General features: G+C 69.0%; 27 protein-coding genes. 11 read left to right on the forward strand and 16 right to left on the reverse strand.

What is annotated here, in order from left to right; translation table 11 throughout:
* Positions 1–2 precede the first annotated feature (2 nt).
* Both AB0F86_RS29345 and AB0F86_RS29350 read left to right on the forward strand, forming a co-directional pair.
* The gene (locus AB0F86_RS29345; protein ID WP_356987482.1) at positions 3–689 is read left to right on the forward strand and encodes a phosphatase PAP2 family protein; all 687 of its coding nucleotides are present in this window, start codon (positions 3–5) and stop codon (positions 687–689) included.
* Positions 690–725: 36 nt separating this feature from the next.
* A complete protein-coding gene (locus AB0F86_RS29350) occupies positions 726–1,466 on the forward strand; it encodes an ABC transporter permease (protein ID WP_356987481.1) in 741 nt (246 codons plus the stop codon).
* Between the two features lie 8 nt (positions 1,467–1,474).
* Here the strand turns inward: AB0F86_RS29350 and AB0F86_RS29355 are convergent, their stop codons facing one another.
* Positions 1,475–1,900, reverse strand: a complete 426-nt coding sequence (locus AB0F86_RS29355; RefSeq protein WP_356987479.1) for a hypothetical protein — start codon at positions 1,898–1,900, stop codon at positions 1,475–1,477.
* 131 nt (positions 1,901–2,031) lie between these two features.
* Between AB0F86_RS29355 and AB0F86_RS29360 the strand changes: the two genes are divergently transcribed.
* Positions 2,032–2,823: a helix-turn-helix transcriptional regulator gene (locus AB0F86_RS29360; RefSeq protein WP_356987478.1), complete on the forward strand. Its 792-nt coding sequence runs from the start codon at positions 2,032–2,034 to the stop codon at positions 2,821–2,823.
* Between the two features lie 20 nt (positions 2,824–2,843).
* On the opposite strand, the gene AB0F86_RS29365 is transcribed toward AB0F86_RS29360, so the two are convergent.
* From AB0F86_RS29365 to AB0F86_RS29380, 4 genes are all read right to left on the reverse strand, one after another.
* Positions 2,844–4,052 carry an FAD-dependent monooxygenase gene (locus tag AB0F86_RS29365; RefSeq protein ID WP_356987476.1) on the reverse strand — a complete coding sequence of 403 codons (1,209 nt, stop codon included), beginning with the start codon at positions 4,050–4,052 and terminating at the stop codon, positions 2,844–2,846.
* A gap of 149 nt (positions 4,053–4,201) precedes the next feature.
* Positions 4,202–4,831 (reverse strand): PadR family transcriptional regulator, encoded by a 630-nt coding sequence (locus AB0F86_RS29370; protein ID WP_225282619.1) that lies wholly within the window; start codon positions 4,829–4,831, stop codon positions 4,202–4,204.
* A gap of 59 nt (positions 4,832–4,890) precedes the next feature.
* Complete coding sequence (locus tag AB0F86_RS29375; RefSeq protein ID WP_356987474.1) at positions 4,891–6,930, reverse strand: MDR family MFS transporter; 2,040 nt, start codon at positions 6,928–6,930, stop codon at positions 4,891–4,893.
* 67 nt (positions 6,931–6,997) lie between these two features.
* Positions 6,998–7,630: a TetR family transcriptional regulator gene (locus tag AB0F86_RS29380; RefSeq protein ID WP_356987472.1), complete on the reverse strand. Its 633-nt coding sequence runs from the start codon at positions 7,628–7,630 to the stop codon at positions 6,998–7,000.
* Between the two features lie 113 nt (positions 7,631–7,743).
* Here AB0F86_RS29380 and AB0F86_RS29385 point away from each other — a divergent pair, with 113 nt between their 5' ends.
* Positions 7,744–8,664 (forward strand): sigma-70 family RNA polymerase sigma factor, encoded by a 921-nt coding sequence (locus AB0F86_RS29385; RefSeq protein ID WP_356987471.1) that lies wholly within the window; start codon positions 7,744–7,746, stop codon positions 8,662–8,664.
* Between the two features lie 39 nt (positions 8,665–8,703).
* Entirely contained in the window at positions 8,704–9,579 is an 876-nt protein-coding gene (locus tag AB0F86_RS29390) for an oxidoreductase (RefSeq protein WP_356987469.1), read from the forward strand.
* Here AB0F86_RS29390 and AB0F86_RS29395 read toward each other — a convergent pair.
* Complete coding sequence (locus AB0F86_RS29395) at positions 9,567–10,505, reverse strand: NADP-dependent oxidoreductase (protein WP_356987467.1); 939 nt, start codon at positions 10,503–10,505, stop codon at positions 9,567–9,569. The two genes, AB0F86_RS29390 and AB0F86_RS29395, sit on opposite strands and share 13 nt — an antisense overlap.
* Before the next feature lie 106 nt (positions 10,506–10,611).
* On the opposite strand from AB0F86_RS29395, the gene AB0F86_RS29400 reads away from it, so the two are divergent.
* From AB0F86_RS29400 to AB0F86_RS29410, 3 genes are all read left to right on the forward strand, one after another.
* Positions 10,612–11,571, forward strand: coding sequence for a helix-turn-helix domain-containing protein (locus tag AB0F86_RS29400; protein WP_357171750.1), 960 nt, complete (start codon positions 10,612–10,614; stop codon positions 11,569–11,571).
* 272 nt (positions 11,572–11,843) lie between these two features.
* Positions 11,844–12,266, forward strand: a complete 423-nt coding sequence (locus AB0F86_RS29405; protein ID WP_225282612.1) for a transcriptional regulator — start codon at positions 11,844–11,846, stop codon at positions 12,264–12,266.
* A gap of 26 nt (positions 12,267–12,292) precedes the next feature.
* Complete coding sequence (locus tag AB0F86_RS29410; RefSeq protein WP_067644990.1) at positions 12,293–12,634, forward strand: DUF3817 domain-containing protein; 342 nt, start codon at positions 12,293–12,295, stop codon at positions 12,632–12,634.
* Positions 12,635–12,712: 78 nt separating this feature from the next.
* Here AB0F86_RS29410 and rdgB read toward each other — a convergent pair whose 3' ends face one another.
* The 10 genes from rdgB to clpS all read right to left on the reverse strand — a co-directional run bounded on the left by rdgB (position 12,713) and on the right by clpS (position 19,610).
* Positions 12,713–13,318, reverse strand: coding sequence for an RdgB/HAM1 family non-canonical purine NTP pyrophosphatase (rdgB, locus tag AB0F86_RS29415; RefSeq protein WP_356987570.1), 606 nt, complete (start codon positions 13,316–13,318; stop codon positions 12,713–12,715).
* A 2-nt stretch (positions 13,319–13,320) separates the two neighbouring features.
* Complete coding sequence (gene rph / locus AB0F86_RS29420; protein WP_067498292.1) at positions 13,321–14,085, reverse strand: ribonuclease PH; 765 nt, start codon at positions 14,083–14,085, stop codon at positions 13,321–13,323.
* 69 nt (positions 14,086–14,154) lie between these two features.
* The gene (locus AB0F86_RS29425) at positions 14,155–14,919 is read right to left on the reverse strand and encodes a cyclic nucleotide-degrading phosphodiesterase (protein ID WP_225282610.1); all 765 of its coding nucleotides are present in this window, start codon (positions 14,917–14,919) and stop codon (positions 14,155–14,157) included.
* Positions 14,920–14,988: 69 nt separating this feature from the next.
* Positions 14,989–15,693 carry a rhomboid family intramembrane serine protease gene (locus AB0F86_RS29430; protein ID WP_225282609.1) on the reverse strand — a complete coding sequence of 235 codons (705 nt, stop codon included), beginning with the start codon at positions 15,691–15,693 and terminating at the stop codon, positions 14,989–14,991.
* A gap of 142 nt (positions 15,694–15,835) precedes the next feature.
* Positions 15,836–16,798, reverse strand: coding sequence for a cysteine synthase (locus AB0F86_RS29435; protein ID WP_225282642.1), 963 nt, complete (start codon positions 16,796–16,798; stop codon positions 15,836–15,838).
* A gap of 4 nt (positions 16,799–16,802) precedes the next feature.
* Complete coding sequence (locus AB0F86_RS29440) at positions 16,803–17,078, reverse strand: MoaD/ThiS family protein (protein ID WP_067498283.1); 276 nt, start codon at positions 17,076–17,078, stop codon at positions 16,803–16,805.
* Positions 17,079–17,114: 36 nt separating this feature from the next.
* Positions 17,115–17,534 (reverse strand): M67 family metallopeptidase, encoded by a 420-nt coding sequence (locus AB0F86_RS29445; RefSeq protein ID WP_225282643.1) that lies wholly within the window; start codon positions 17,532–17,534, stop codon positions 17,115–17,117.
* A gap of 90 nt (positions 17,535–17,624) precedes the next feature.
* Positions 17,625–18,671: a P1 family peptidase gene (locus AB0F86_RS29450; protein WP_356987574.1), complete on the reverse strand. Its 1,047-nt coding sequence runs from the start codon at positions 18,669–18,671 to the stop codon at positions 17,625–17,627.
* Positions 18,671–19,240 (reverse strand): DUF2017 domain-containing protein, encoded by a 570-nt coding sequence (locus tag AB0F86_RS29455; RefSeq protein WP_067645003.1) that lies wholly within the window; start codon positions 19,238–19,240, stop codon positions 18,671–18,673. The genes AB0F86_RS29450 and AB0F86_RS29455 overlap by 1 nt, the downstream gene beginning before the upstream one ends.
* Positions 19,241–19,259: 19 nt before the next feature.
* The gene (clpS, locus tag AB0F86_RS29460; protein ID WP_067498269.1) at positions 19,260–19,610 is read right to left on the reverse strand and encodes an ATP-dependent Clp protease adapter ClpS; all 351 of its coding nucleotides are present in this window, start codon (positions 19,608–19,610) and stop codon (positions 19,260–19,262) included.
* 43 nt (positions 19,611–19,653) lie between these two features.
* On the opposite strand from clpS, the gene AB0F86_RS29465 reads away from it, so the two are divergent.
* The 3 genes from AB0F86_RS29465 to AB0F86_RS29475 are packed head-to-tail and all read left to right on the forward strand — an operon-like array spanning position 19,654 to position 22,163.
* A complete protein-coding gene (locus AB0F86_RS29465; protein WP_356987576.1) occupies positions 19,654–20,985 on the forward strand; it encodes a nicotinate phosphoribosyltransferase in 1,332 nt (443 codons plus the stop codon).
* A 57-nt stretch (positions 20,986–21,042) separates the two neighbouring features.
* Positions 21,043–21,606 carry a nicotinamidase gene (locus AB0F86_RS29470; RefSeq protein WP_356987577.1) on the forward strand — a complete coding sequence of 188 codons (564 nt, stop codon included), beginning with the start codon at positions 21,043–21,045 and terminating at the stop codon, positions 21,604–21,606.
* 20 nt (positions 21,607–21,626) lie between these two features.
* Positions 21,627–22,163, forward strand: a complete 537-nt coding sequence (locus AB0F86_RS29475) for a hypothetical protein (protein ID WP_225282646.1) — start codon at positions 21,627–21,629, stop codon at positions 22,161–22,163.
* The last annotated feature ends 213 nt before the right edge of the window (positions 22,164–22,376 follow it).

Consider the following 22,376-nt stretch of genomic DNA (forward strand, 5'->3'; position numbering starts at 1 on the left):
TCATGCCCATCGACTACCACTCCCCCCGGGTCGCCTGGTCCGGGCTCGGCCACCGGATACCGCTCGCGGCCGCGCTCATCGCCACCGCCCTCGCCCTGTTCGGACTGCTCACCTGGGTGGTCGTCGGCAATATGGACGGCACACCGTGGGATGTGCGGGTGCTCGACTGGATGATCGCGCATCGCAGCGAACCGCTGACCACGGTGGCGCGGGTGATCACCGACCTCGGCGGCACCGTGGCGATGACGATTCTGGCGCTCGTCACGGTGATCTGGTTACTCGCCCGGCGCGATCTACCGGTGGCCGCGCTGGTCGGTGTCACCTCGCTCGGCGCGGGCGCGTTGGTGTGGGGCATCAAGCGGATCGTCGACCGGCATCGTCCGCCGATGGACTCACGGCTGGTCACCGAGCTGAGCCTGTCGTATCCGTCGGGACATTCGCTCGGGTCGGCGGCGGTGGGCGGGGTGGTGGCGATCGCGCTCGTTCCGCGCCTGCGCCGGGTCTGGGTGCGCCGCACCGCCGTCGGCGTGGCGGTGGTGTTCCCGATCGCGGTCGGGCTGTCGCGGGTGTATCTCGGGGTGCACTGGATCACCGATGTGCTGGCGGGCTGGATCGTCGGTCTGCTCTGGCTGACGCTGAGCGTCACCCTGTTCACCCGCCTGCACGCGCGCAGCACGACCCGCACCTAGCCGGCGCGTGCCGAACATCTGGCAAGGAGTTCGCTGATGACGGTGGAACCGAGCGTCGCGCTGATCGTGCTGTGCGTGGGCATGGTGCTCGCGGCGGCGCTGGTGTACCGGTTCACCGGAATCGGTTCGCCGTTCGTGGTGCCGAGAGCCGCGTTCCGTGCGGTGCTGCAATTGGGTCTGATCGCGTTGATTCTCGCGGCCGCGCTCCGGCATCTGTGGTCGGCCGCGCTCGTGCTGCTTGTCATGTTCGGCGCGGCCGTGTTCACCGCCGTCCGGCGGGCGCAGGCGGGCCGCTCCGGGATCTGGCTCGGCTTGGCCGTCGCGACCGGGATCGCGGCGGTGATGCCGGCGACCCTGCTCAGCGGCGCGGTGCCGATCCACGGTGTCACGCTGGTGTCGATCGGCGGCATCCTGCTGGGCGGCACCATGACCTCCACCTCGCTGGCGGCCCGGCGCGGGCTCGATGCCATCGGCCAGCGCTGGGGTGAGGTGGAGGCGGCCCTGAGTCTGGGATTCACCGATCGCCCGGCCCGCAAGATGGTGCTCACGGGCGCGGCGACCGACGCGCTCATCCCCGGTGTCGACCAAGCCCGAACGGTCGGGCTGGTCACCCTGCCCGGCGCGTTCATCGGCGTGTTGCTCACCAGCGGGTCCGCCGCGCAGGCCGGTGCGGTTCAGGTGCTCGTGCTGATCGGGTTGATGCTGTCGGAGGCGTGTGCGGTGGCGGTGACGCTCGAGTTGGTCGCGCGCGCCCTGGTCCGCCGCCCGCGCCCCTGATACGGCAGCTACCGTGATCCCTCGATGAACTGGTGGTCGGTCACGATGCGGCCGTCGGAGTCGAGGGCGAGCAGGTCGAAGCCGCCGCCCTGGGTGGTGCCGTCGTCGCGGCGGTTCATCGTCCACGCCACACCGACGGTGCCCGCGGGCAGTTCCACGGCGGGCCCGGCCGCCGCGAAGACGGATTCGCCGTCGACCAGGAACATTTCGTAGGCGCGGCTGACCCGGCGGTCGAGTGCGTCGTAGCCGTGCACCGCGAGCGGCGGGGCCGGTATCGCGAGATCGGCTGCGGCCGTTCGCGCCTCGGCGGGTGGGTCGACCAGGTACTGCGCACCGTCGACCGCGAACAGCTCCTCGATCATCTTGCGGCGGGTGGTGGGATCGGCTTCGTTCCAGAGGGCCACGTAGCGGGTGGCGATGTCGTTGTTGCTCATGGCGACAACTCTGTCGAGCCAGGCGGCGCGGAGCGATTCCCTGCGGGGAATGAACGACTGGCGCATCGGGGGTCGGAGTTCATTCCCTCCCGGGAATGGCGCGGGGGACTCGTGCGCGGTTGACTCGCACCATGACGATCGCGCAGACCAGCACCGCCTTCGGTCCGCAACTGCGGCACTGGCGCACCCTGCGCCGGGTCAGCCAGCTCGACCTCGCGATTCGTGCCGAGACGAGCCAGCGCTACCTGAGCTTCCTCGAACAGGGCAGGTCCCAGCCGGGTCGCACGATGGTGGTGCGGCTGGCCGAATCACTCGAGCTGACCCTGCGCGACCGCAACAACCTGCTCCTGGCCGCCGGTTTCGCCCCGGTATTTCCCGAAAGCGATCTGGCCGCACCGGAGTTGGCGCCGGTGCGCGAAGCGCTCACCGCTGTTCTCGACGGGCACCTGCCGTATCCGGCGCTGGTCGCCCGCCCGCGCGGCGAACTGGTCACGGCCAATGCCGCGTTCGACCTGTTCACCGAGGGCGTGGCCGACCATCTGCTGCGGGCGCCGATGAACGTACTGCGGCTGGCGCTGCACCCCGACGGTGTGGCGCCACGGGTGCGCAACCTGCCCGAATGGGGCAGGCACATCATCGACTCACTGCGCAGCCGGGCCGCCCACACCCCCGACCCCGCCGTCGACGCGCTCATCGAGGAACTGTCGGGGTATCTGCCGACCGCCGCCGTGGGGCCCGACCACGTCGGCTTCGCCGTCCCACTGCATCTGCGCACCGACGACGGCGACCTCCGCCTGATCACCACTCTCACCTCGTTCGCCACCGCGACCGATGTCACCCTCGCCGAGCTCCATCTCGAGGCGTTCCTGCCCGCAGACGAGGAGTCCGCCCGCATCCTGCGTCTGCGAGCATCGCGGCGCTGAAGCCGAGCGCCGCGCACGGATCAGGTTGCTGTCGAGGCGATTTCGCGCTGGACCGGCTCGTCCCAGTCGATGCGGTAGCGACGTTCGGCGCCCATCGTCTTCTCCGGGTTCATCACCGTTCGCACCATGAGCGGCATGACGGCGTTCATCACCTTGCGGGCGATCGGGCCCGGCGTCTTGCTGCGATTGACCTTCGCGGCACGGGCCGTGATGCCTTCCACCCGCGCCCGCCGCAACCGTTCATAGGCGGCGAAAGCCGCTGTGGGCGAGTCGATATCGCGGAGACAGCGGGCCAGTTGCACGGCACTCTCGATGGCCAGCGACGCACCCTGACCGGAACTGTTCGACGGAGCGTGCACCGAATCGCCGACCAGGACCAGCCGATCGCGATACCAGTGCGGCACCGGCGGCATGATGTGCAGCGCTCCGGTGATCTCGAGGGTGTCGGCCGTTGTGCGACGGGCGAATTCGCCGCCAGGAGTGTCTGGGGCGTAGGTGTCGCGCAGGATCCGCAGCCAGTACTCGGGTGATTTCGCCCTGGCCTCGGTGAACGAAAGGTACTGCTTACTCGGCAGATTCGCGCCCCACGCGATCCGACCGTCGGCCCCTTTCCAGTACAGGTAGTAGGCCTTGGCGCCGAAGGCGAACACCATGGTGTCGTCGGGGACATCGATGTCGAAGTCGACCTGCGCCCCGAACCCGAGCATGCCGGTATAGCGGGGACCGGGTGCGGACGGATCGATCAGACCCCGGACGGTGGAACGGATGCCGTCGGCGCCGACGAGGATGTCGGCGGTGGCACTCGACCCGTCCGCGAAGTGCGCGGTGACGCCGTCGCCGTGCTCGTCGACACCGATCAGGCGCTTGTCGTAGGTGAACGGCACCCCGGCGGCGACGGCATGGTCGTGCAGTGCGCGGTGCAGCTCGCCGCGGTCGACGAGTTGCAGCGGTGGTTGATCCGACAGCGTGGGGACCTCGTGCATGCGGCCACCGACGCGCAGGCGCATCCCGGATACGGGTGAGGCGATCCGGCGCACCGGGTCACCGGCGCCGAGGATGTCGAGCGCGGCGATGCCGTTGGGTGCCAGCGCCAGCCCGGAACCGATGCCATCGGACGGGCCGGAATAGGCCTCGTAGACGTGGGCGTCGATGCCCGCTGTGCGCAGGGCGGTCGCGGCGACGGGTCCGGCGATGCCGCCGCCGATGATCAGGGCGGAATGAATGGACATGGGTGATCTCCAGATCGGGATTTCCGACGTCACCCAGCTATCCTGTGGTTGCCAGCCTCGAGGCCGGGTGCGCCTGGTTTCGGGACGGTTCTCCGGGCTCGGTGGGGTGTTGCCGCACGCCACCGAGCTCGGGGTCTTCGCATGGTCGGTTAGTCCGCGCTCCTCTCCGCGGGTGTTCTTTCGGCAGGCATGCCGTCTGCATGCCACTGACGCCATTGGTCGAGTGCGTCGAACGAGCCCGCCACCAGTTCCTCGCGCAGCGCGCGTGCCCAGCGCGCCTCGGCTTCCAGCATCGCCAGGCCGTATTCGGTCTCGACGAGGAACAGGCGTGGCAGGGTGAGCGCACCGAGTTCGGTCTTGATCCGGGCGATGGTTTCCTCGAGCCTGGCGACGCGGGTACCGAGCAGGTCGATCACCTCGTCGGGCGGCAGGATCGCCAGGATCGACAGACCGGCGGTGAACCGGTGATGTTCGGGTTCGGGTTCGGCGAGGAGTTCGCGCGTCCAGTCGGCCATTTCGGCGCGGCCTGCGTCGGTGATCCGGTAGATCACCCGCTCGGGCCGCGCACCCTCCTTCTCGCTGCCGACGACCTCGAGGAAACCGGCCTTGGCCATGTTCTGCACGACCGTGTACAGCGAACCCCACTTGATGTCCATGTCACGGTCTTTGCCCTGCGCGCGCAGGGTCGCGGCGATCTCGTAGCGGTGCATCGGGCGCTGCACGATGACCGACAGCACGGCCAGGGCCAGCAGATTGTTCACCTTGCGCTTCGTCGCCACGCCCGCCTCCTTACTCGTCTACGAATATACGTCTACGAGTAATCGGTGACAAGGAGCGGTCAACCGGTATAGACCTTGGCTCCCCGATCGTGGTCGGCGCCTTCGTCGAGGAGTTTCGCGGCGATCTTCGACAGTGCCTCGTCGAGCAGTGCCCTATCGGTGGGGTCCTCGCAGTTCCAGTCGTCGAGGCGGTCCCCGAGCCAGCGCCGCCAGCCGGCCCGCAAGGTGTCGACCTCGCCGCGGCCCGAGTCGGTGAGGGTGAGCGTCCCCGCCTCGGTGTGCAGCAGTCCCTCGTCGGCCGCCTGCCGGAAGACCGGGGCGAGCACCTCGACCGGGAGCCGGTGCCGGTAGGCGATGCCGTACACAGTGGCGGGCATGTCCTGTTTGCCGTACAGGTACACCTGCCCCAGCGCCCACGCGGTATCCGGGCTCAGCCGGCTGCCCGACGCGGCGATGAGTTCGGGAATGATCGGGCCCTTCGCCCGCGCCTTGCGCACGGTCGCCGCGACCGAGCGTTCCAGCTGCACCACCCGGTCGTGCGAGTCCGGCACCGAGAACCCCTCCCCCACATCACCCGCACCGTGGCGCGCGCTGTCGCGCAGCCGCACCTGCGGCAGGAACCAGGCGACGACGAAACCGAGTAGCGCCACCGGAACCACCCAGGCGAAGACATGGTCGATCGAGCGGGCGTAGGCGTCGACGATCGGTGCGGTCTGCTCGACCGGCAGCTCACGCAGCAGTTTCGGGTTCGCCACCGCCTCCGGCGGGACGCTCGGCGCCTCCCGCATCGCCTCGGCCAGGGCGGTCCTGCTCTCGTTGCTGTAGAGCGTGCCGAACACCGCCGTGCCGAACGCGCTGCCGAGGGTGCGGAAGAAGGTGACACCGGAGGTCGCGGTGCCGAGGTCGGCATAGGGCACGGTGTTCTGCACGACGATGGTGAGCACCTGCATGCCCAGCCCGAGGCCGGCGCCGAGAATCAGCATGTACAGCGATTCCAGCCACACGCTGGTGTGCCGGTCCATCGTCGACATCAAACCGAGGCCGACGGCGAGCACGGCCATGCCGACGATCGGGAAATACCGGTACCGGCCGGTCTTGCCGACCACCTGACCGGAGAAGATCGAGGTGATGAACAGGCCGACGACCAGCGGCAATGTGCGCACACCCGACACCGTCGCCGACACACCGTCGACGTATTGCAGGTAGGCGGGCAGGTAGGTCATCGAGCCGAGCATGGCGAAACCGACGATGAAACTGAGCACCGAGGACACCGTGAACACGCGGCTGCGGAACAACCGCATCGGCAGCATCGGCTCCTTCGCCCGGTTCTCCACCCGGACGAACGCGGCGAGCAGCACGACGGCGAGCACGAACAGCCCGATGATCTGCCAGGAACCCCACGGATACTCGTTGCCACCGAATTCCAGCCCGAGGATCAGCGCCGACACACCGACGGCGACCAGGCCGATGCCGAGGTAGTCGATCACCGGCCGGCTGCGGGCGGCGAGTTTCGGCAGCGTCCGCGCCGCCATCACCAGCATCACGACGACCACCGGGACGTTCACATAGAAGCACCACCGCCAGCTCGCATGGTCGGTGAACAGCCCGCCGAGGGTGGGACCGAGGACGGTGGTGATGCCGAAGACCGCGCCGAGCGCGCCCTGATATTTGCCGCGTTCGCGCAGTGGAATGGTGTCGGCGATCAAAGCCATCGACGTGACCATCAGCCCGCCCGCACCGACACCCTGGATGCCGCGCGCGAGGATCAGCATCGCCATGCCGCCCGCCATGCCCGCCAGCGCGGAACCGGCGATGAAGATGATCCCGCTGATCTGGAACAGCAGTTTGCGACCGAACAGGTCACCGAGTTTGCCCGCGAGCACGGTCGCGACGGCCTCGGCGAGCAGGTACGAGGTGACCACCCAGGCCATGTGCCCCGCGCTGCCGAGATCGGCGACGATCGAGGGCAGCGCGGCCGACACGATGGTCTGGTCGAGCGCTGCCATCAGCATGCCGAGCACCACCGTGGCGAATACGAGATTGATCTTGGTCTTGCTCATCGGCGCGACGGGCTCGTCTACAGCAACACCATCCGGCATGGCCCCAGTATGGGCGTTGCCGCGCCCGGCGGGAGCCCAGTGACACGGCAGCAATCGGACCGATATCTCAGCGCACGGCGTACCCGGCCAGCCCCGGTTCGAGCGCGTCGAAGGCGATCTCGGCGTAATCGGTGAGGGCAGCGGCGATCTCGTCGCCCGACTCGCCCGCGAGGGTGCGACGCAGGATCTCCTCGAACAACACGCGGTGCACGCCTGCCAGTTGTGCGGCGGCTACCCGAGGGGTGATGTCGTCGGGCGCGGCGGCGGTCTCCCCGGCGAGTGCGCGGGCCAGCGCCGCCTCCCGCTCGTCGTGGAACTCCCGTAACCGGGCGGTGAGGGCTTGGCTGTCGGTGATCATCTTCGCGAACGGCGCGCCACTGAAGCCGATCACGGGGTCCTGGGCGGCCACGGCGGCGAGGTAGGCGCCGCGCAGGGCGGCCAGTGCGGACTGGCCGGGGGCACGATCGCGCACGATCGCGGCGAGCTGTTCGACGTAGGCCGCGCCGAGGTCGAGGGCCAGGTCTTCCTTGCGCGGAAAGTAGTTGGTGACGGTCATCTTCGCCACGTCAGCGGCCGCGGCGATCTCGGCGATCGTCACCTTGTCGAAGCCGCGTTCGAGAAACAACTCGGTAGCGCGGTGCGAGATCTGTTCCCTGGTCTGCTGCTTCTTCCTGGCCCGTAACCCCTGCTGCGTAGTCATGTTCTCAGCGTAACTGAACTCGTCCCAAAATTGTTCTTGACATATTTTTAGGTTGGTCCTAAGTTTGTGTCCGTCGCCGCGAGCGACATTCCTTCGCCGAACGGGAGCACTCCTTGACCGTCACCGCCGATCCCATCCGCGACTACCTCACCGCCATCAGCCGCACGCCCCTGCTGACGGCCGAGCAGGAATACGCCCTCGCCGCGCGCATCGCCTCGGGTGTCGAGGCCCGCACGGAGCTCGACGAGAACGCCTCGGCGGGAGTGGAGCTCTCCGCGTCACGACGGAAGGAGTTGCAGGGCAGCGTGATCGATGGCCAGCGCGCGAAAGACCATATGGTTCGGGCAAATCTGCGCCTGGTGGTGTCCATCGCCCGTCGCTTCCCGACCAACACCGGGATGTCGCTGCTCGACTTGTGCCAGGAGGGCACACTCGGGCTGATGCGCGCGGTGGACAAGTTCGACCACCGGCGCGGGCTCAAGTTGTCGACCTACGCCACCTACTGGATCCGCCAGTCCATCGGTCGCGCGCTCACCGACCAGGGGCGGACCATCCGGCTGCCGTCCAATGTGGCCGATGTACTGCACAAAGTCGTGCGGGTGCGTCGCGCGCTGACCCACGAGCTCGGCCGGGCGGTCACCGCCGAGGAGATCGCGGAGCGGGCCGAACTCACCGTCGCCCAGGTGACGGCGGCCCTGCGTCACGAGGCGGAACCGGTGTCGCTGCAGACACCGCTCGGGGAGGACACCGAACTCGGCTCGGTGCTACCCGACACCGCGCCCTCACCCGCCGAATTGGTGTCCGACCGGATGCTCGGCGGGTATGTGGAGGCGGCGCTGGCCGTGCTCACCGAGCGCGAATCCGATGTCATCCGTTTGCGTTTCGGCCTCGATCGCGGTGAGGCCCGCACGCTGGAGGAAGTGGGTTCACAGCTGGGGGTTTCCCGGGAGCGCGCCCGGCAGATCGAGGCGAAGGCCATGACCAAGCTGCGCAAGCCGGCGTGCGCCCGTACGCTGGCCGGGTTGCTCGGCTGACCACTACCGATCGATCTTACTCGAGAGTAAGGTCGGGGCATGGCATGGAAACCAGCTGACATCGCGGACCAGACCGGCCGCACCTTCGTGATCACCGGCGCCAACGGCGGCCTCGGTGCCGAGACCACGAAGGTGCTGGCCGCCAAGGGCGCCACCGTGATCATGGCCTGTCGCAACAAGGCGAAGGCCGAACCGATCGCCGCCGCCATTCCCGGCGACGTACGGGTGGCCGCCCTCGACCTGGCCGACCTGGCCTCCGTGCGCGAATTCGCCGAACAGCAGGGCGAATTCGATGTGCTCGTCAACAACGCGGGCCTGATGAACGTGCCGTTCTCGCGGACGGCCGACGGGTTCGAGACCCAGTTCGGGGTGAACCATCTGGGTCACTTCGCCCTCACCGGTCTGCTGCTCGACCGCGTCCGCGACCGGGTGGTGACCCTGGCCAGCATCGCCCACAAGCAGACCCCCAAGCTCTGGATCGACGACCTGAACTACGAGAACCGCCGCTACCAGCGCAATCTCGCCTACGCCCAGGCGAAGCTGGCCAACCTCATGTTCGCCCGCGAATTGCAGCGCCGCCTCGGCGAAGCGGGTGCGAAGCAGAAGTCCTACGCGGTACACCCCGGCGTCTCGGCGACCGACCTGTTCGCCCGCACCGAGACCCTGCTGGACCGGGTGAGCAAGCCGGTCATCCGCCTCGTCGGCCACCCGCCCGCCAAGGCCGCCCACTCCACCCTGTTCGCCGCGACCGAACCGGACGCCGATCCCACCGTCTACTGGGGTCCAAACCGGCTCATGCAGTCGCAGGGTCCGGTCGAGGCGTGCCCGTCGAGTGCGCTGTCGCGCAATCCCGAACTGTTGCGGCGCCTGTGGGAGGAATCGGAGCGGATGACCGGCATCGCCTACAAGTTCTGAGCGACCTCGAGCACGATCTTGCCGCGCGTGCGCTGAGTGGCGGCGATCTCGTGCGCCTTGCTCGCCGACTCCAGCGGCACCACGGTGTCCACGTGCACACGCAGGGCGCCCTCGCGCGCCAGATCCGCGATCGCGAGCATGCCCGCGCGGTCGGCCTCGACGATCATGAACTGGGCCCGCAGGCCCAGCGGGCGCGCGATGTCGGCGAGCGCCGCCTCGGCGGGTGAGGCGAGGGAGACCACGATGCCGCCGGGCCGGAGGGTGCGCAGGGAGCGCGGGCCGTATTCGCCGCCGATGGTGTCGACCACCACGTCGATGTCGCGGACTACTTCCTCGAAAGCCATTGTGGTGTAGTCGATAACCTCGTCGGCGCCCAGGCCGCGGACGAATTCGTGGTTGTCCGCGCGCGCCGTACCGACGACATGGGCACCACGCGCTTTGGCGATCTGCACCGCCGCCTGACCGACACCGCCCGCCGCGGCGTGGACCAGCACACGCTGCCCCGGCCGCACGTCAGCGGTGTCGACCAGCGCCTGCCACGCGGTGAGCGCGACCAGCGGCAGACCGCCCGCCTCGAGATGGCTCAGGTTCGCGGGCTTGTGGGCGAGATGGCGAGCAGGCGCGGTGACGTACTCGGCGTAGGTTCCGGCCGGATGCGGGTGCCGTGGCATGCCGAACACCTCGTCACCGGGGGCGAATACCGTGACGCCGAGACCCACCGCCTCGACCACACCGGACACGTCCCAGCCGAGAGGGGTGACGGCGCCGCGCAGTCCGCCGGTGCCGCGATGCCACGAGTCGGTGGGGTTCACGCCCGCCGCGTGCACTCTGATCAGCACTTCCGCCGGTCCGGGTGCCGGCCGGTCGCGCTCGATCACCCGCAGCACCTCGGGTCCGCCGAAGGTGTCCTGTCCGATTGCCCGCATGTCGATTCCTTCTGTGCGCGTTGCCGTTTCCGTACAGGAAAGACAATGCCGCGCGCCGGCGACCGCGACGAGTGGCAGGGAAGCCAATATGTGCAAGGATCTTGCCATGCAGCGCGTGGTGGTTCTGGCCCTGGACGGCGTGTATCCCTTTGAACTCGGCATCCCGGCCCGCATCTTCGGGACAGCGGTGGCCGACGACGGCAGCCCGCTCTACGAGATCCGCACCTGCAGCCTCGACGGTGCACCGGTGCGAACCAACGCCGACTACACGATCGCGGTGCCCTGGGACGCGAGCGCGCTCGACGACGCCGACATCGTCGTCATCCCGCCGTTCACCGAATGCGACGACCACGAAACCTATTGCCTGCCACCGAAAGTGGCCGACGCGTTGCGACGGCCGCAGACCCGGGTCGTCAGCTTCTGCACGTCGGCGTTCGTGCTGGCCACCCTCGGACTGCTCGACGGACGCCCCGCGACCACCCACTGGAACCAGGCCGAACGGTTCCGCCGTGAGTTCCCCCGGGTGCGCATGGACGCCGACGTGCTCTTCGTCGACGACGGGCGCATCCTCACCGCCGCGGGCAGCGCGGCCGGCATCGACCTGTGCCTGCACCTGCTGCGCAGCGACCACGGCAGCGCCGTCGCCAACCGGGTGGCGCGGCTGTGCATCGTGCCACCGTGGCGCGAGGGCGGTCAGGCCCAGTTCATCGACCGGCCGATGCCCGAATCGGGGACCGCGAGCACCGCCGATACCCGCGCCTGGGCGCTCACCCACCTCGACCGCGCCCTGTCACTGGCCGAACTCGCCGCTCACGCCCGGATGAGTGTGCGTACCTTCTGCCGCCGCTTCCGCGAGGAAACCGGCCTCCCGCCCGGCCAGTGGCTCACCCGCCAGCGCGTCGACCTCGCCCGTCATCTGCTCGAGGCCACCGACCTGCCCATCGACCGCGTCGCGGCCGAGTCCGGCCTCGGCACCGCCGCCTCCCTGCGCCAGCATCTCGCCACCACCATCGGCGTCTCCCCCACCACCTACCGCCACACCTTCCGCGCCGGCGCCCTGCGATAACTCGCGTTCACCGCCTATCCGGCCTCACACGCCCCGACCTCGAGGAGGGGCCGCCGCGCAGCGGCGGTTCGCGGCCGTCCCGACGATCAGGCGCCGTGGCGTAGGCGACGAAGGAGCAAGCCACGGTGCCTGATCGTCGGGACTTGCGGGGCCGCGAACTCGAGCGCGCCAGCGCTCCAAAAATACAGCGAAGCTGTGACGTCGGCCTCGACGGGGTTTGTGGCCGCGACCTGCTCCTACGCACCGTGTAGTAGGCAGGTACCGTGGGTGTCGTGTCCGTTCCACCGAACCGCCCGGCGTACAACCGGCCCGCGCTGATCGCGCTGGTCATCGTGGTGGCGCTGGGCTGTCTCGCGCTGGCCTGGTGGCAGTGGGAACGGTTCGACTCGGCGACCGGCACCGGACAGAACCTCGGGTACGCGCTGCAGTGGCCGCTGTTCGCGGTGTTCGCGGTGTTCGCGTACTTCCGATTCGTGCGGCTCGAACGCGAGGCCGGTGAGCCCGCCCCGCCGCGCCGGGACAAGGTCGAGGCGCCGCGCGAGATCCCGGCCGGGATCCTGCCCGAACGGCCCAAGGCCACCGCCGCGGACGATCCCGAGACCGCCGCCTACAACCAGTACCTGGCGAGTTTGCACGCCAGCGATATCGATGCGCAGGCCGCCGGTCTGCACGCCCCTGAGAGGAACGCCGGGTGACCGACAACAACACCACCGCACCGTCGCTGGACAAACCGGCTACCGGCGCACCGGCGGACAACGCCAAAATCGCCTCGGCCCTGCTGCGCTATCGCGCCCTCGCCTGGTTCACCGGTCTGTGGCTGCTGCTGCTCACCGCCGAGATGATCGCCCAGTACGGCTTCGGCATGGACACCCCGCGCTGGATCGCGCTCGTGCACGGCTGGGTGTACTTCGCCTACCTGCTGGTCACCGCCGACCTCGCGGTGAAGGTCCGCTGGCCCATCGCCCGCACCGTCGGCACCCTCATCGCGGGCACCATCCCCCTGCTCTCCTTCTTCGTCGAGCACCGCAACGCCAAAGACGTCAAAGCCCAGTACAACCTCTGACCCCGGACAAACGATCACCACGCTCCGGTGGCGGCGATTCGCGAGTAGCGTCCGCCACCAGAGCGTGGTGATCTGGTATCAGGCCAGGTCGGCCAGTGCCGGGAGGAGCTGTGCGAGGGCACGGCCGCGGTGGGAGGCGGCGTCCTTTTCGGCGGGGGTGAGTTCGGCGACGCTGCGGGGACCGCCGTCCGGGTGGAAGAGCGGGTCGTAGCCGAAGCCGCCTTCGCCCTGCGGTTCGCGGGCGATGGTGCCGGGCCATTCGCCGCGGACCACCGTGGTGGTGCCGTCGGGCAGGACTAGGGCGCACGTCGAGACGAAGCGGGCGGTGCGCCGTTCGTCTGGGACGTCGCCGAGCTGACCGAGCAGCAGGGCGTTGTTGGCGGCATCGTCACCGTGGCGCCCGGACCAACGGGCCGACAGCACGCCGGGCATCCCGTTGAGGGCATCCACCTCGATACCGGAATCGTCTGCCACACAGGGCATTCCGGTCGCGACAGCACCGTCCCGCGCCTTGGCGATCGCGTTCTCCTCGAAGGTGGCGCCGGTTTCGGGGGCCTCCTCGTAGGGCGGCACGTCGTCGAGGCTCACCAGTTCGATCCCGGCTACCCCCGCGTCGTCGAGGATGCGGCGCAATTCCTTCAGCTTCTTGGCATTTCGGCTGGCGACCAGCACGCGCGTGCCCACGGCTACTTCTTCCCCGCCGGTTCGGGCAGCTCGCCCGGGTAGGGCAGGGCGAGGGCGGCCTTCTGGATCGCGAACAGCTCCTCGCAACCGACCAGCGCCGAATCGAGCAGCTTGTCCAGGGTGGAACGGGGGAAGGTGGCGCCTTCGCCGGTGCCCTGGATCTCGACGAGGGTTCCGGTGTCGGTGGCGACCACATTCATGTCGACCTCGGCACGCGAATCCTCTTCGTAGGGCAGGTCCAGCCGCACCCGGCCGTCGACGACGCCAACGCTCACCGCGGCGATCATGCACGAAATCGGTTGCGGGTCGGCCAGTTTGCCCGCCGCGGCCAGGTAGGTGACGGCATCGCTGAGCGCCACGTAGGCGCCGGTGATGGCCGCGGTCCGGGTGCCGCCGTCGGCCTGCAGCACGTCGCAGTCCAGGGCGATGGTGTTCTCGCCGAGTGCGGCCAGGTCGATGCACGCGCGCAGCGAACGCCCGATCAGCCTGCTGATCTCCTGGGTGCGGCCGCCGACCTTGCCCTTCACCGACTCACGCCCGCTGCGGGTGTGGGTGGCGGCGGGCAGCATCGCGTATTCGGCGGTCAGCCAGCCCAGGCCCGAGTCGCGCCGCCACGGCGGCACCCCCTCGGTGACGCTGGCGGTGCACATCACCCTGGTCTGCCCGAATTCCACCAGCACCGACCCGGCCGGGTGCGAGGTGAATCCTCGGGTGATCTTGACCTCGCGGAGTTCGTCATCCGCCCTACCATCGGCTCGTCTCGACACGGTAGGGATTATGCCCGTCGGCGTGCGTCCGTGTTCGCGGCCCCTCATCGAGGTGCCGGGGCCGTGGCGCTACAGGTCGAAGGTCTCGCCCGGTGCGACCGCGTGGACCGGTCCCGCGAATGCCGCCTTGGCCTCGGCGATGACGTCTTCGCGCGAGGTCCACGGCGGAATATGGGTGAGCAGCAGTTCCTTGGCGCCCGAGCGGGTGGCGATCTCGCCCGCCTCGGTGCCCGAAAGATGAATGCCCGGAGGACGATTCGCGGGATCGTGGGTCCAGGACGCCTCGGCCATCAGCACGTCGGCACCCTGGGCGAGTTCGACGACGGCGTCGCACATGGCGGTGTCACCGGTGTAGACGAACACGCGGCCGCTCGCGGCGGTGATGCGCAGACCGTAGGACTCCGGCGGGTGGTACATGCGGCGCGCTTCGACCGTGTGCCCCGGACCGAACGGCACGGGGACGTTCTCGGCCCACGCCTGGGAGTCGATCACGTCGGACCAGTCGTCGGTTTCGCCACCGATCTCGGCCGAGGCGTTGCCGATGCGTAAGGCCGCGTCGGACGGGCCTCGGACCAGGGCCTTGCCGGTGGGCGGATTGGGGTGGTATCGACGCCACACGAGCAGGGCAGGCAGGTCGAGGCAATGATCCGCGTGCAGGTGCGTGAGGAAGATGTCGACATCGCCGGGGTTCAGGTGCTTCTGCAGTGCGCCGAACACGCCCGGGCCGAAGTCGATGACGGTCGGACGCATATCCGGGCCGGTCAACAGGTACCCCGACGCTGGGGAGTCCGGGCCGGACACACTGCCCGAGCACCCGAGGACGGTAAGGCGCATGCCCTCATGCTGCCACGACGGGCTGGTACTCACTGCAGGATCCCCCCATTCTCCAGACCGGATCCCCGGTTACCGCGTTGGTAGTGCGCGGCCGACCGATGCTTCACGGCGGCGTCGACGTTCATCACCAGAGAGTACCCAGCCCGCCAGCACTCCACCCACCGCCCCGAAAAGATGCCCCTGCCAAGAAATTCGGGGGTCCGTGGGCAGCACACCCCACAGCATCGACCCGTAGATCAGGAAGATCACCAGCCCCACCACGATCTGCCCGACATTGCGCGCGAACCATCCACGGCAGATCAGATAGGTGAGCCACCCGAACACGATCGAGGACGCACCGATGTGCACGCTGCCGGTCTGCCCCGTCAGCCAGGTCCCCACCCCCGCGATCACCCAGATGATCGCCGTAGCGGCGATACCGCGCCCGATCCCCGAGAGCAGCACGATGAACCCGAGCACGAGCAGCGGCAGGCTGTTGGCCAGCAGGTGGTCCCACCCGCCGTGCAGCAGCGGCGCCCACAGGATCCCGTCGAGGCCACTCACCTGGCGTGGTTCGATCCCGGCGCCGTCGAGTTCGTTCGCCGCCCCGGGCGGACGATCGTAGGAGAGCACCATGTCGACGCCCTCGATGAGGAACAGCGCGACCACGAACCCGATGATCCCCACCGCGGCCGACACCACCGAACCGCCGCGGCGCCCGGACGAACCGCCACTGCTCAGTCCACGAACGCGCTCCGGATCGAACGAGGCCCCAACCCCACCGCTCACTGTCATCGCCTCCAAACGGCCGGGCCGACGTCGCCCACCCCACGAGGGTACCGCCGCACGCCCTTCGCATTGCTCCGATAGATCCCATCGAACCGACGGAAAGAGCCGGGCACGTTCACAAACGCACCCGGCTCCACACCTGCGGCGACTACGCCCAGAGCTGACCCTCGAGCCGCTCCTCGGCCTCGTCGAGCGTGCCGTCGTAAGCCCCCGTCGACAGGTACTTCCAGCCACCGTCGGCAACAACGAAGGCGATGTCGGCGCGACGGCCCGCCTTCTGCGCCTTCTTCGCGATCCCGAGTGCCGCGTGCAGGATCGCCCCGGTCGAAATGCCCGCGAAGATGCCCTCCTCGCCGACGAGCTCCCTGGTGCGGCGGACCGCGTCGTACGGGCCGACGGAGAACCGCGTGGTGAGCACCTTCTCGTCGTAGAGCTCGGGAATGAAGCCTTCGTCGATGTTGCGCAGGCCGTAGACCAGTTCGCCGTAGCGCGGCTCGGCCGCGACGATCTCGATGTCCGGCACCTGCTCACGCAGGTAGCGCCCGGTGCCCATCAGGGTTCCGGTGGTGCCGAGTCCCGCCACGAAATGCGTGATCTCGGGCAGGTCGGCCAGCAGTTCGGGCCCGGTGGTCTCGTAGTGCGCGAGTGCGTTGGCCGGATTGCCGTACTGATACAGCATCACCCAGTCGGGGTTCTCCTCGGCAATCTGCTTGGCAAGCGCCACAGCCTGATTCGACCCACCGGCGGCCGGCGAATCGATGATCTCGGCACCGAACATGGTGAGCAGCTGACGTCGCTCCACCGAGGTGTTCTCCGGCATCACGCAGACGATCCGGTACCCCTTGAGCTTGGCCGCCATGGCCAGCGAGATCCCGGTGTTGCCACTGGTGGGTTCCAGAATGGTGCAGCCGGGCGTGAGCCGCCCGTCGGCCTCGGCCTGTTCGATCATCCGCAACGCGGGGCGATCCTTGATCGACCCGGTGGGGTTGCGGTCCTCGAGCTTGGCCCACAGCCGGACGTGATCGTCACCGTCCCACTGTGGTGAGAGGGTGCGAAGTCCGACGAGCGGCGTGTTGCCGAGGGTCGCGATCAGCGATTCGTAGCGGGCCACGAGGTCACGCGCCGCCGGCGACCGCGGGCAGGATGGTGACCGACGCTCCGGCCGGGACCTCCGCGTCGAGCCCGCCCGCGAAACGCACGTCCTCGTCGTCGACGTAGATGTTGACGTAGCGGTTCAGCTTGCCGTCCTTGAGCAGCCGCTCGGCCAGCCCGGGGTGGTTGGCCTCGAGGTTGTCGATGAGCGCGGACAGGGTGTCGCCTTCGCCCTGGACTCGCTTCTCACCTCCGGTGAGACCACGCATGATGGTCGGGATGGACACGGTTACCGGCATGGGGACTCCTCGGGGTGGTGACTTGTTCTGGGGTTGTCAGGCGTCGTAGGACTCGACGATGCGCACCGGTTCCTCGGTGACCTCGCCGTCGACGATGCGGTAGCTGCGCAGTTCGTGTTCGTGCGGGTCGCGGGTGGAGATCAGCACGTAGTGCGCGTCCGGCTCGCCGGCGTAGGAGATATCGGTGCGGCTCGGGTAGGCCTCGGTGGCGGTGTGCGAGTGGTACACGACGACGGGCACCTCGTCCGCGTCGTCCATCTCCCGCCATACCCGCAGTTGTTCCCCGGAATCGAACCGGTAGAACGTCGGGGAGCGTTCGGCGTTCAGCATCGCGACGAAGCGCTCGGGGCGATCACTGCCCTCGGGGCCCGCGATCACGCCGCAGGCCTCGTCGGGATGGTCGGCGCGCGCGTGGGCAACCATCGCGTCAACGAGATCGGCTCTGATCACCAGCACTTGTCGACCCTTTCCACAATCCGGCACAACGCCCACACCCTATTCGGGTATTCCGCCCGACCGAATTCCGGTCCCGCCTGTGCGCCGGGTTCAGCGCGGGAACAAGTCGCGGTAGGCGGGGATGCCCGCGACAGAGGTGGCAGCGAGGACGGCATCGACGACGGCCCGTTCCACGACCACCGCCGCGGCGGTGCACAACTCGTCGAGCAGCAGCAGATCCGACGGAAAAGCCGCAGGTAGCGGACCTGACGGAACCTGCACGGCTCCGGTCGACACCGCGAACAGCGTGTCACCGTCGAGCGGCGAGTGCACGGGCCGGATGGCGCGGGCCAAGCCGTCGTGAGCGGTGGCCGCCAGCCTGCGGCAACCGACCGGGTCGAGCATCGCGTCGGTGGCGACGACGCCGATCGTGGTGTTGAGCACAGTGCTCTTCCCCGGCAGTGCGGCCAGGGCGGCGAGCTCGGCGGGCGTGCCGTGACGCAGGCCGAAGAAGTCGGGGCCGTCGGTGCCCGCGCCCCACGGCAGTCCGGTGCGCGGGTCGACCACCGAACCGACCGGATTGGCGACGACGATCGCGCCGACGGTGACTCCGTTGTCGAGAACCACACTGGCCGAACCGATTCCGCCTTTGAGCGCACCCGCCTGCGCACCCACCCCGGCGCCGACGGTTCCCCGCGCGAAGTCCGTCGAGGCGGCCTCGGCGGCGCGGAAACCGAAGTCCGCGTCGGGGCGGATGTCCCACGCCCCGACCGGCAGGTCGAAGATCACCGCGCCCGGCACGATCGGCACCACCAGGCTCGGGTCGGTCGGGCTCATCGGGATGCCCTCGCCGTGTTCCTCGGCCCAGCGCATCACCCCGTCGGCGGCGGCGAGACCGTAGGCGCTGCCACCGGTGAGCAGCACCGCGTTGACGCGGCGCACGGTGTTGGCGGGGTCGAGCAGGTCGGTTTCGCGGGTCCCCGGCCCGCCGCCACGCACGTCGACGGAGGCGACCGCCCCGCCGGGCAACCGCACCACCGTGCACCCCGTCGCGGCACCCGACCCGAGGCTCACCTCGTCGTCGAGCACCTGATGATGACCGACGAGCACACCGGTGACGTCGGTGATCGCGTTGCGTGGACCGGGAGCGCCGCGCATCAGGGCGCCAATGCCTGCAGCAGCGAATCCTGCATCCAGGTCAGCCAGTGGTAGACGTCCAGATGCGGGGCGCGCGGATCATCGGGGTCGAAGTGGTCGGGCGTGTCGTCGTCGATGTCGAGGAGGGTGCCCAGTGCCAGGCGCACGTCGGTGAGCGCGGTGAGCCAGGCGTCGGCCTGCTCGGGTGTGAGCACGATCTTGCCGCCGTCCTCGGGGCAGCTGTCCATCACCACCCGGCCCGCGGCCAGTTTCGCGTCGATGATCTCGGGTTCGTGCAGGCTGCGCAGCGCACTGTTGAGGTCGGCGCGTTTGGCGTCGGGCGAACCGGGTTCGGCGCGGTGGAAATCGGGCAGCAGGCGCAGCAGTTGCGGGTCGTCGGGCGGGGTCGTGTTGCCGGTGCGCAGCCCGGTCAGCGCCGCGAGTTCGTCCTCGGGCGACTCGGCGGCGCGGTCGGCGAGCAGGCCGGAGACCGCCGCTACCAGGGAGCGCAACACCGTGGCCTCGTGCTCGTCCATTTCGGATCGAAGCTTGAGACCACCGAGTGAGTTCTTTCTGCTCCACTTGCGCACAGGGCCAGGTTACTCAGGCTCAGTCGTCGCGCTGCATCGTTGCCCACAGGCCCGCCGCGTGCAGGCGGCGTACGTCCTGTTCCATCTTGTCGCGCGAACCCGACGACACCACGGCCTTGCCCTCGTTGTGTACCTGCAGCATCAATTCGGTCGCCTTGGCTTTGCTGTAGCCGAAGAGCTTCTGGAATATGTAGGTGACGTAGTGCATGAGATTCACCGGGTCGTCCCACACCACGGTCACCCACGGCCGGTCCTCGGCCTCCAGGATCTCGGTGTATTCGGTAGCCTCCGGCGTCGCCTGTGGCGCCGACAGTGCGGCGTTCACGGCGTCGGTGACGGCGCCGGCTCGAACGGAATTGCACAGGGCCATAAACCCCAGGGTACGACGAGGCCACCCAGATACAACACCCGCCGTGACTAGAGTTTCGGGTGTGCAGATCCGTGACGGGTCAGCGAGCACCGCGCTGCTGACCGACCAGTACGAACTGACCATGCTCGCCGCCGCGCTCGCCGACGGTTCGGCGCAGCGGCGGTGCACCTTCGAGGTGTTCGCCAGACGCTTGCCGCACGGCCGCCGCTACGGCGTCGTCGCGGGGACCGGGCGGCTGCTCGAGGCCCTCACCCGCTTCCGGTTCGGCGCCGAGGAGCTGGCGATCGCCGAGAAATTCCTGGACCCGGCCACCGTCGACTGGTTGCGCGAGTATCGCTTCACCGGCGATATCGACGGCTACGCCGAGGGCGAGCTGTACTTCCCCGGTTCGCCGATCCTCACCGTGCGCGGCAGCTTCGCCGAATGCGTGGTGCTCGAGACGCTTGCCCTGTCGATCTTCAACCACGACAGCGCCATCGCCTCGGCCGCCGCCCGCATGGTGAGCGCCGCGGCCGGGCGCCGGATGATCGAGATGGGTTCGCGACGAACCCACGAACTGGCCGCGCCGTCGAGTTCGCGAGCGGCCTACCTGGCCGGCTTCGACGCGACCTCCAACCTCGAGGCGGTCCGCAGCTTCGGTGTGCCGGGCGCGGGCACCAGCGCGCACGCCTTCACCCTCCTGCACAGCGGCGCCGACGGCGAACACGAGGCAGCCGCCTTCCGCAGCCAGGTCGAGGCGCTCGGCATCGGAACGACACTGCTGGTCGACACCTTCGACATCACCCGTGGTGTCGCCACCGCCATCGAGGTGGCCGGGCCCGAACTGGGTGGTGTGCGGATCGATTCCGGCGAGCTGGGTGTGCTGGCCCGCCAGGTGCGCGATCAGCTCGACGCGCTCGGCGCCACCGGTACCCGCATCGTCGTCTCCGGTGATCTCGACGAGTACGCCATCGCCGCCCTGCGCGCCGAACCGGTCGACGTGTACGGCGTCGGCACCTCCCTGGTCACCGGTTCCGGTGCGCCGACGGCGGGCATGGTGTTCAAGCTCGTGGAGGTCGACGGGATCCCGGTCGCCAAACGCAGCAGCCACAAGGAGTCGCGCGGCGGGGCGAAGAAGGCGGTGCGGCTGGCGCGGGCCACCGGGACCATCGTCGAGGAGATCATCTACCCGGCGGCGGGGGAAGCACCGTCCACCAACGGTTTTCAGGTACGTGAGCTCCAGGTTCCGTTGGTGCGCGGTGGTGAAACGGTAGACGGCGTGGCGACGCTCGCGCGCAGCCGGGAACTGGTCGCGCAGGGTCTGGTCAGCCTGCCGTGGGAGGGCCTCAAGCTCTCCGACGGCGAGCCCGCCATCCCGACCACCTTCCTCGGCTGACACCTCGGAAACACCAGGGGACAATGGTATGGACGCAATGATCGGGAGGACGGTGTGATGCGCGGGTTGGTCATCGTGGATGTGCAGAACGACTTCTGCGAGGGAGGATCGCTGGCCGTGCGCGGCGGCGCGAGGGTCGCGGCGGCCATCAGCTCCCATGTCGCCGCGAAGAAGTACGACGCGATCGTGGCGACCAGGGACTGGCACGTCGACCCCGGCGCCCACTTCTCCGACAACCCCGACTACGTCGACTCCTGGCCGCCACACTGTGTGGTCGGTACACCTGGCGCCGATTTCCATCCCGCTCTCGATACCGGACTGGTCGAAGAGGTGTTCTCGAAAGGCGAATACAGCGCCGCCTATTCGGGTTTCGAGGGCGCGTCGGCCGACGGAACCACCCTCGCCGACTGGTTGCGCGCCCGCGACATCGACCACGTCGACGTGGTCGGCATCGCCACCGACCACTGCGTACGCGCCACCGCCCTCGACGCCCGCACCGCCGGTTTCGACACCACCGTCCTGCTCGACCTCACCGCGGGCGTCGCCCCGGAAACCACCGCCACCGCGCTCATCACCCTGCGCGACGCGGGTGTCGAGCTGAGCGGTGAGGTGCCCGCCTAGTCCGCGACTACCCTGCTCGCATGGATTACCGCTTCCCGGCGCAGGCGCGCGCCAAGCTGACCGAGGCATTGGCCGAGGTCGACAGCATTCACGACGCCGCCGACATCGTCTTCTGGGCCAACCCGGCCACCGACGATCTGCACCGCACCGGAATCGGCGCCTTCGGCGAACTCCCACCCGCCTTCGCCCACCTGCTGGCCCTGTCCAGCCTGCACTCCACCGTCCTGGATTCCGGCTTCAGCACCTACCTGCGCACCCGCCGCACCGAACTCCCCTGGGCCACAAGAGCATTGCGCGCCGCAGGCATGCCACGCCTGGCCGCCGCCGCCATCCTCGCCGCCCGCGACGCCTCCCCCAACTCCCCCGACGACCCCCTCGACCGCTTCTTCGACGACGAACACCGCACCCTCGCCGAACCCGACCAGATCCGCCGCCCCACCGGCGACCGCGCCGACGACCCCGACGAGATCTACGACATCAACGAACCAGAAGACTTCGAACAACGCGTCCTCGACTACATCAGAACCAACCTCAACGACTTCATTCAGGCACCATGACCCGAACAACCACTCGAGTCCCCCACCCACCGGACTCCCAGCCACACAGCACCACCTGAGGCCCCCACCTGCCGGGCTCCCAGCCACATGGCACCCATTAAGTCCGCCATGACCGCATTCCCAGCCCCGCACGACCCGACCTCGAGGAGGGTCCGCCGCGAAGCGGCGTAGCGGCCGGGCCGCGAGTTAGCCGCCGTTGCGCATGCGCGAAGC

This window comes from Nocardia sp. NPDC023733, from assembly GCF_040639775.1.
Classification (GTDB): Bacteria; Actinomycetota; Actinomycetes; order Mycobacteriales; family Mycobacteriaceae; genus Nocardia; species Nocardia rosealba.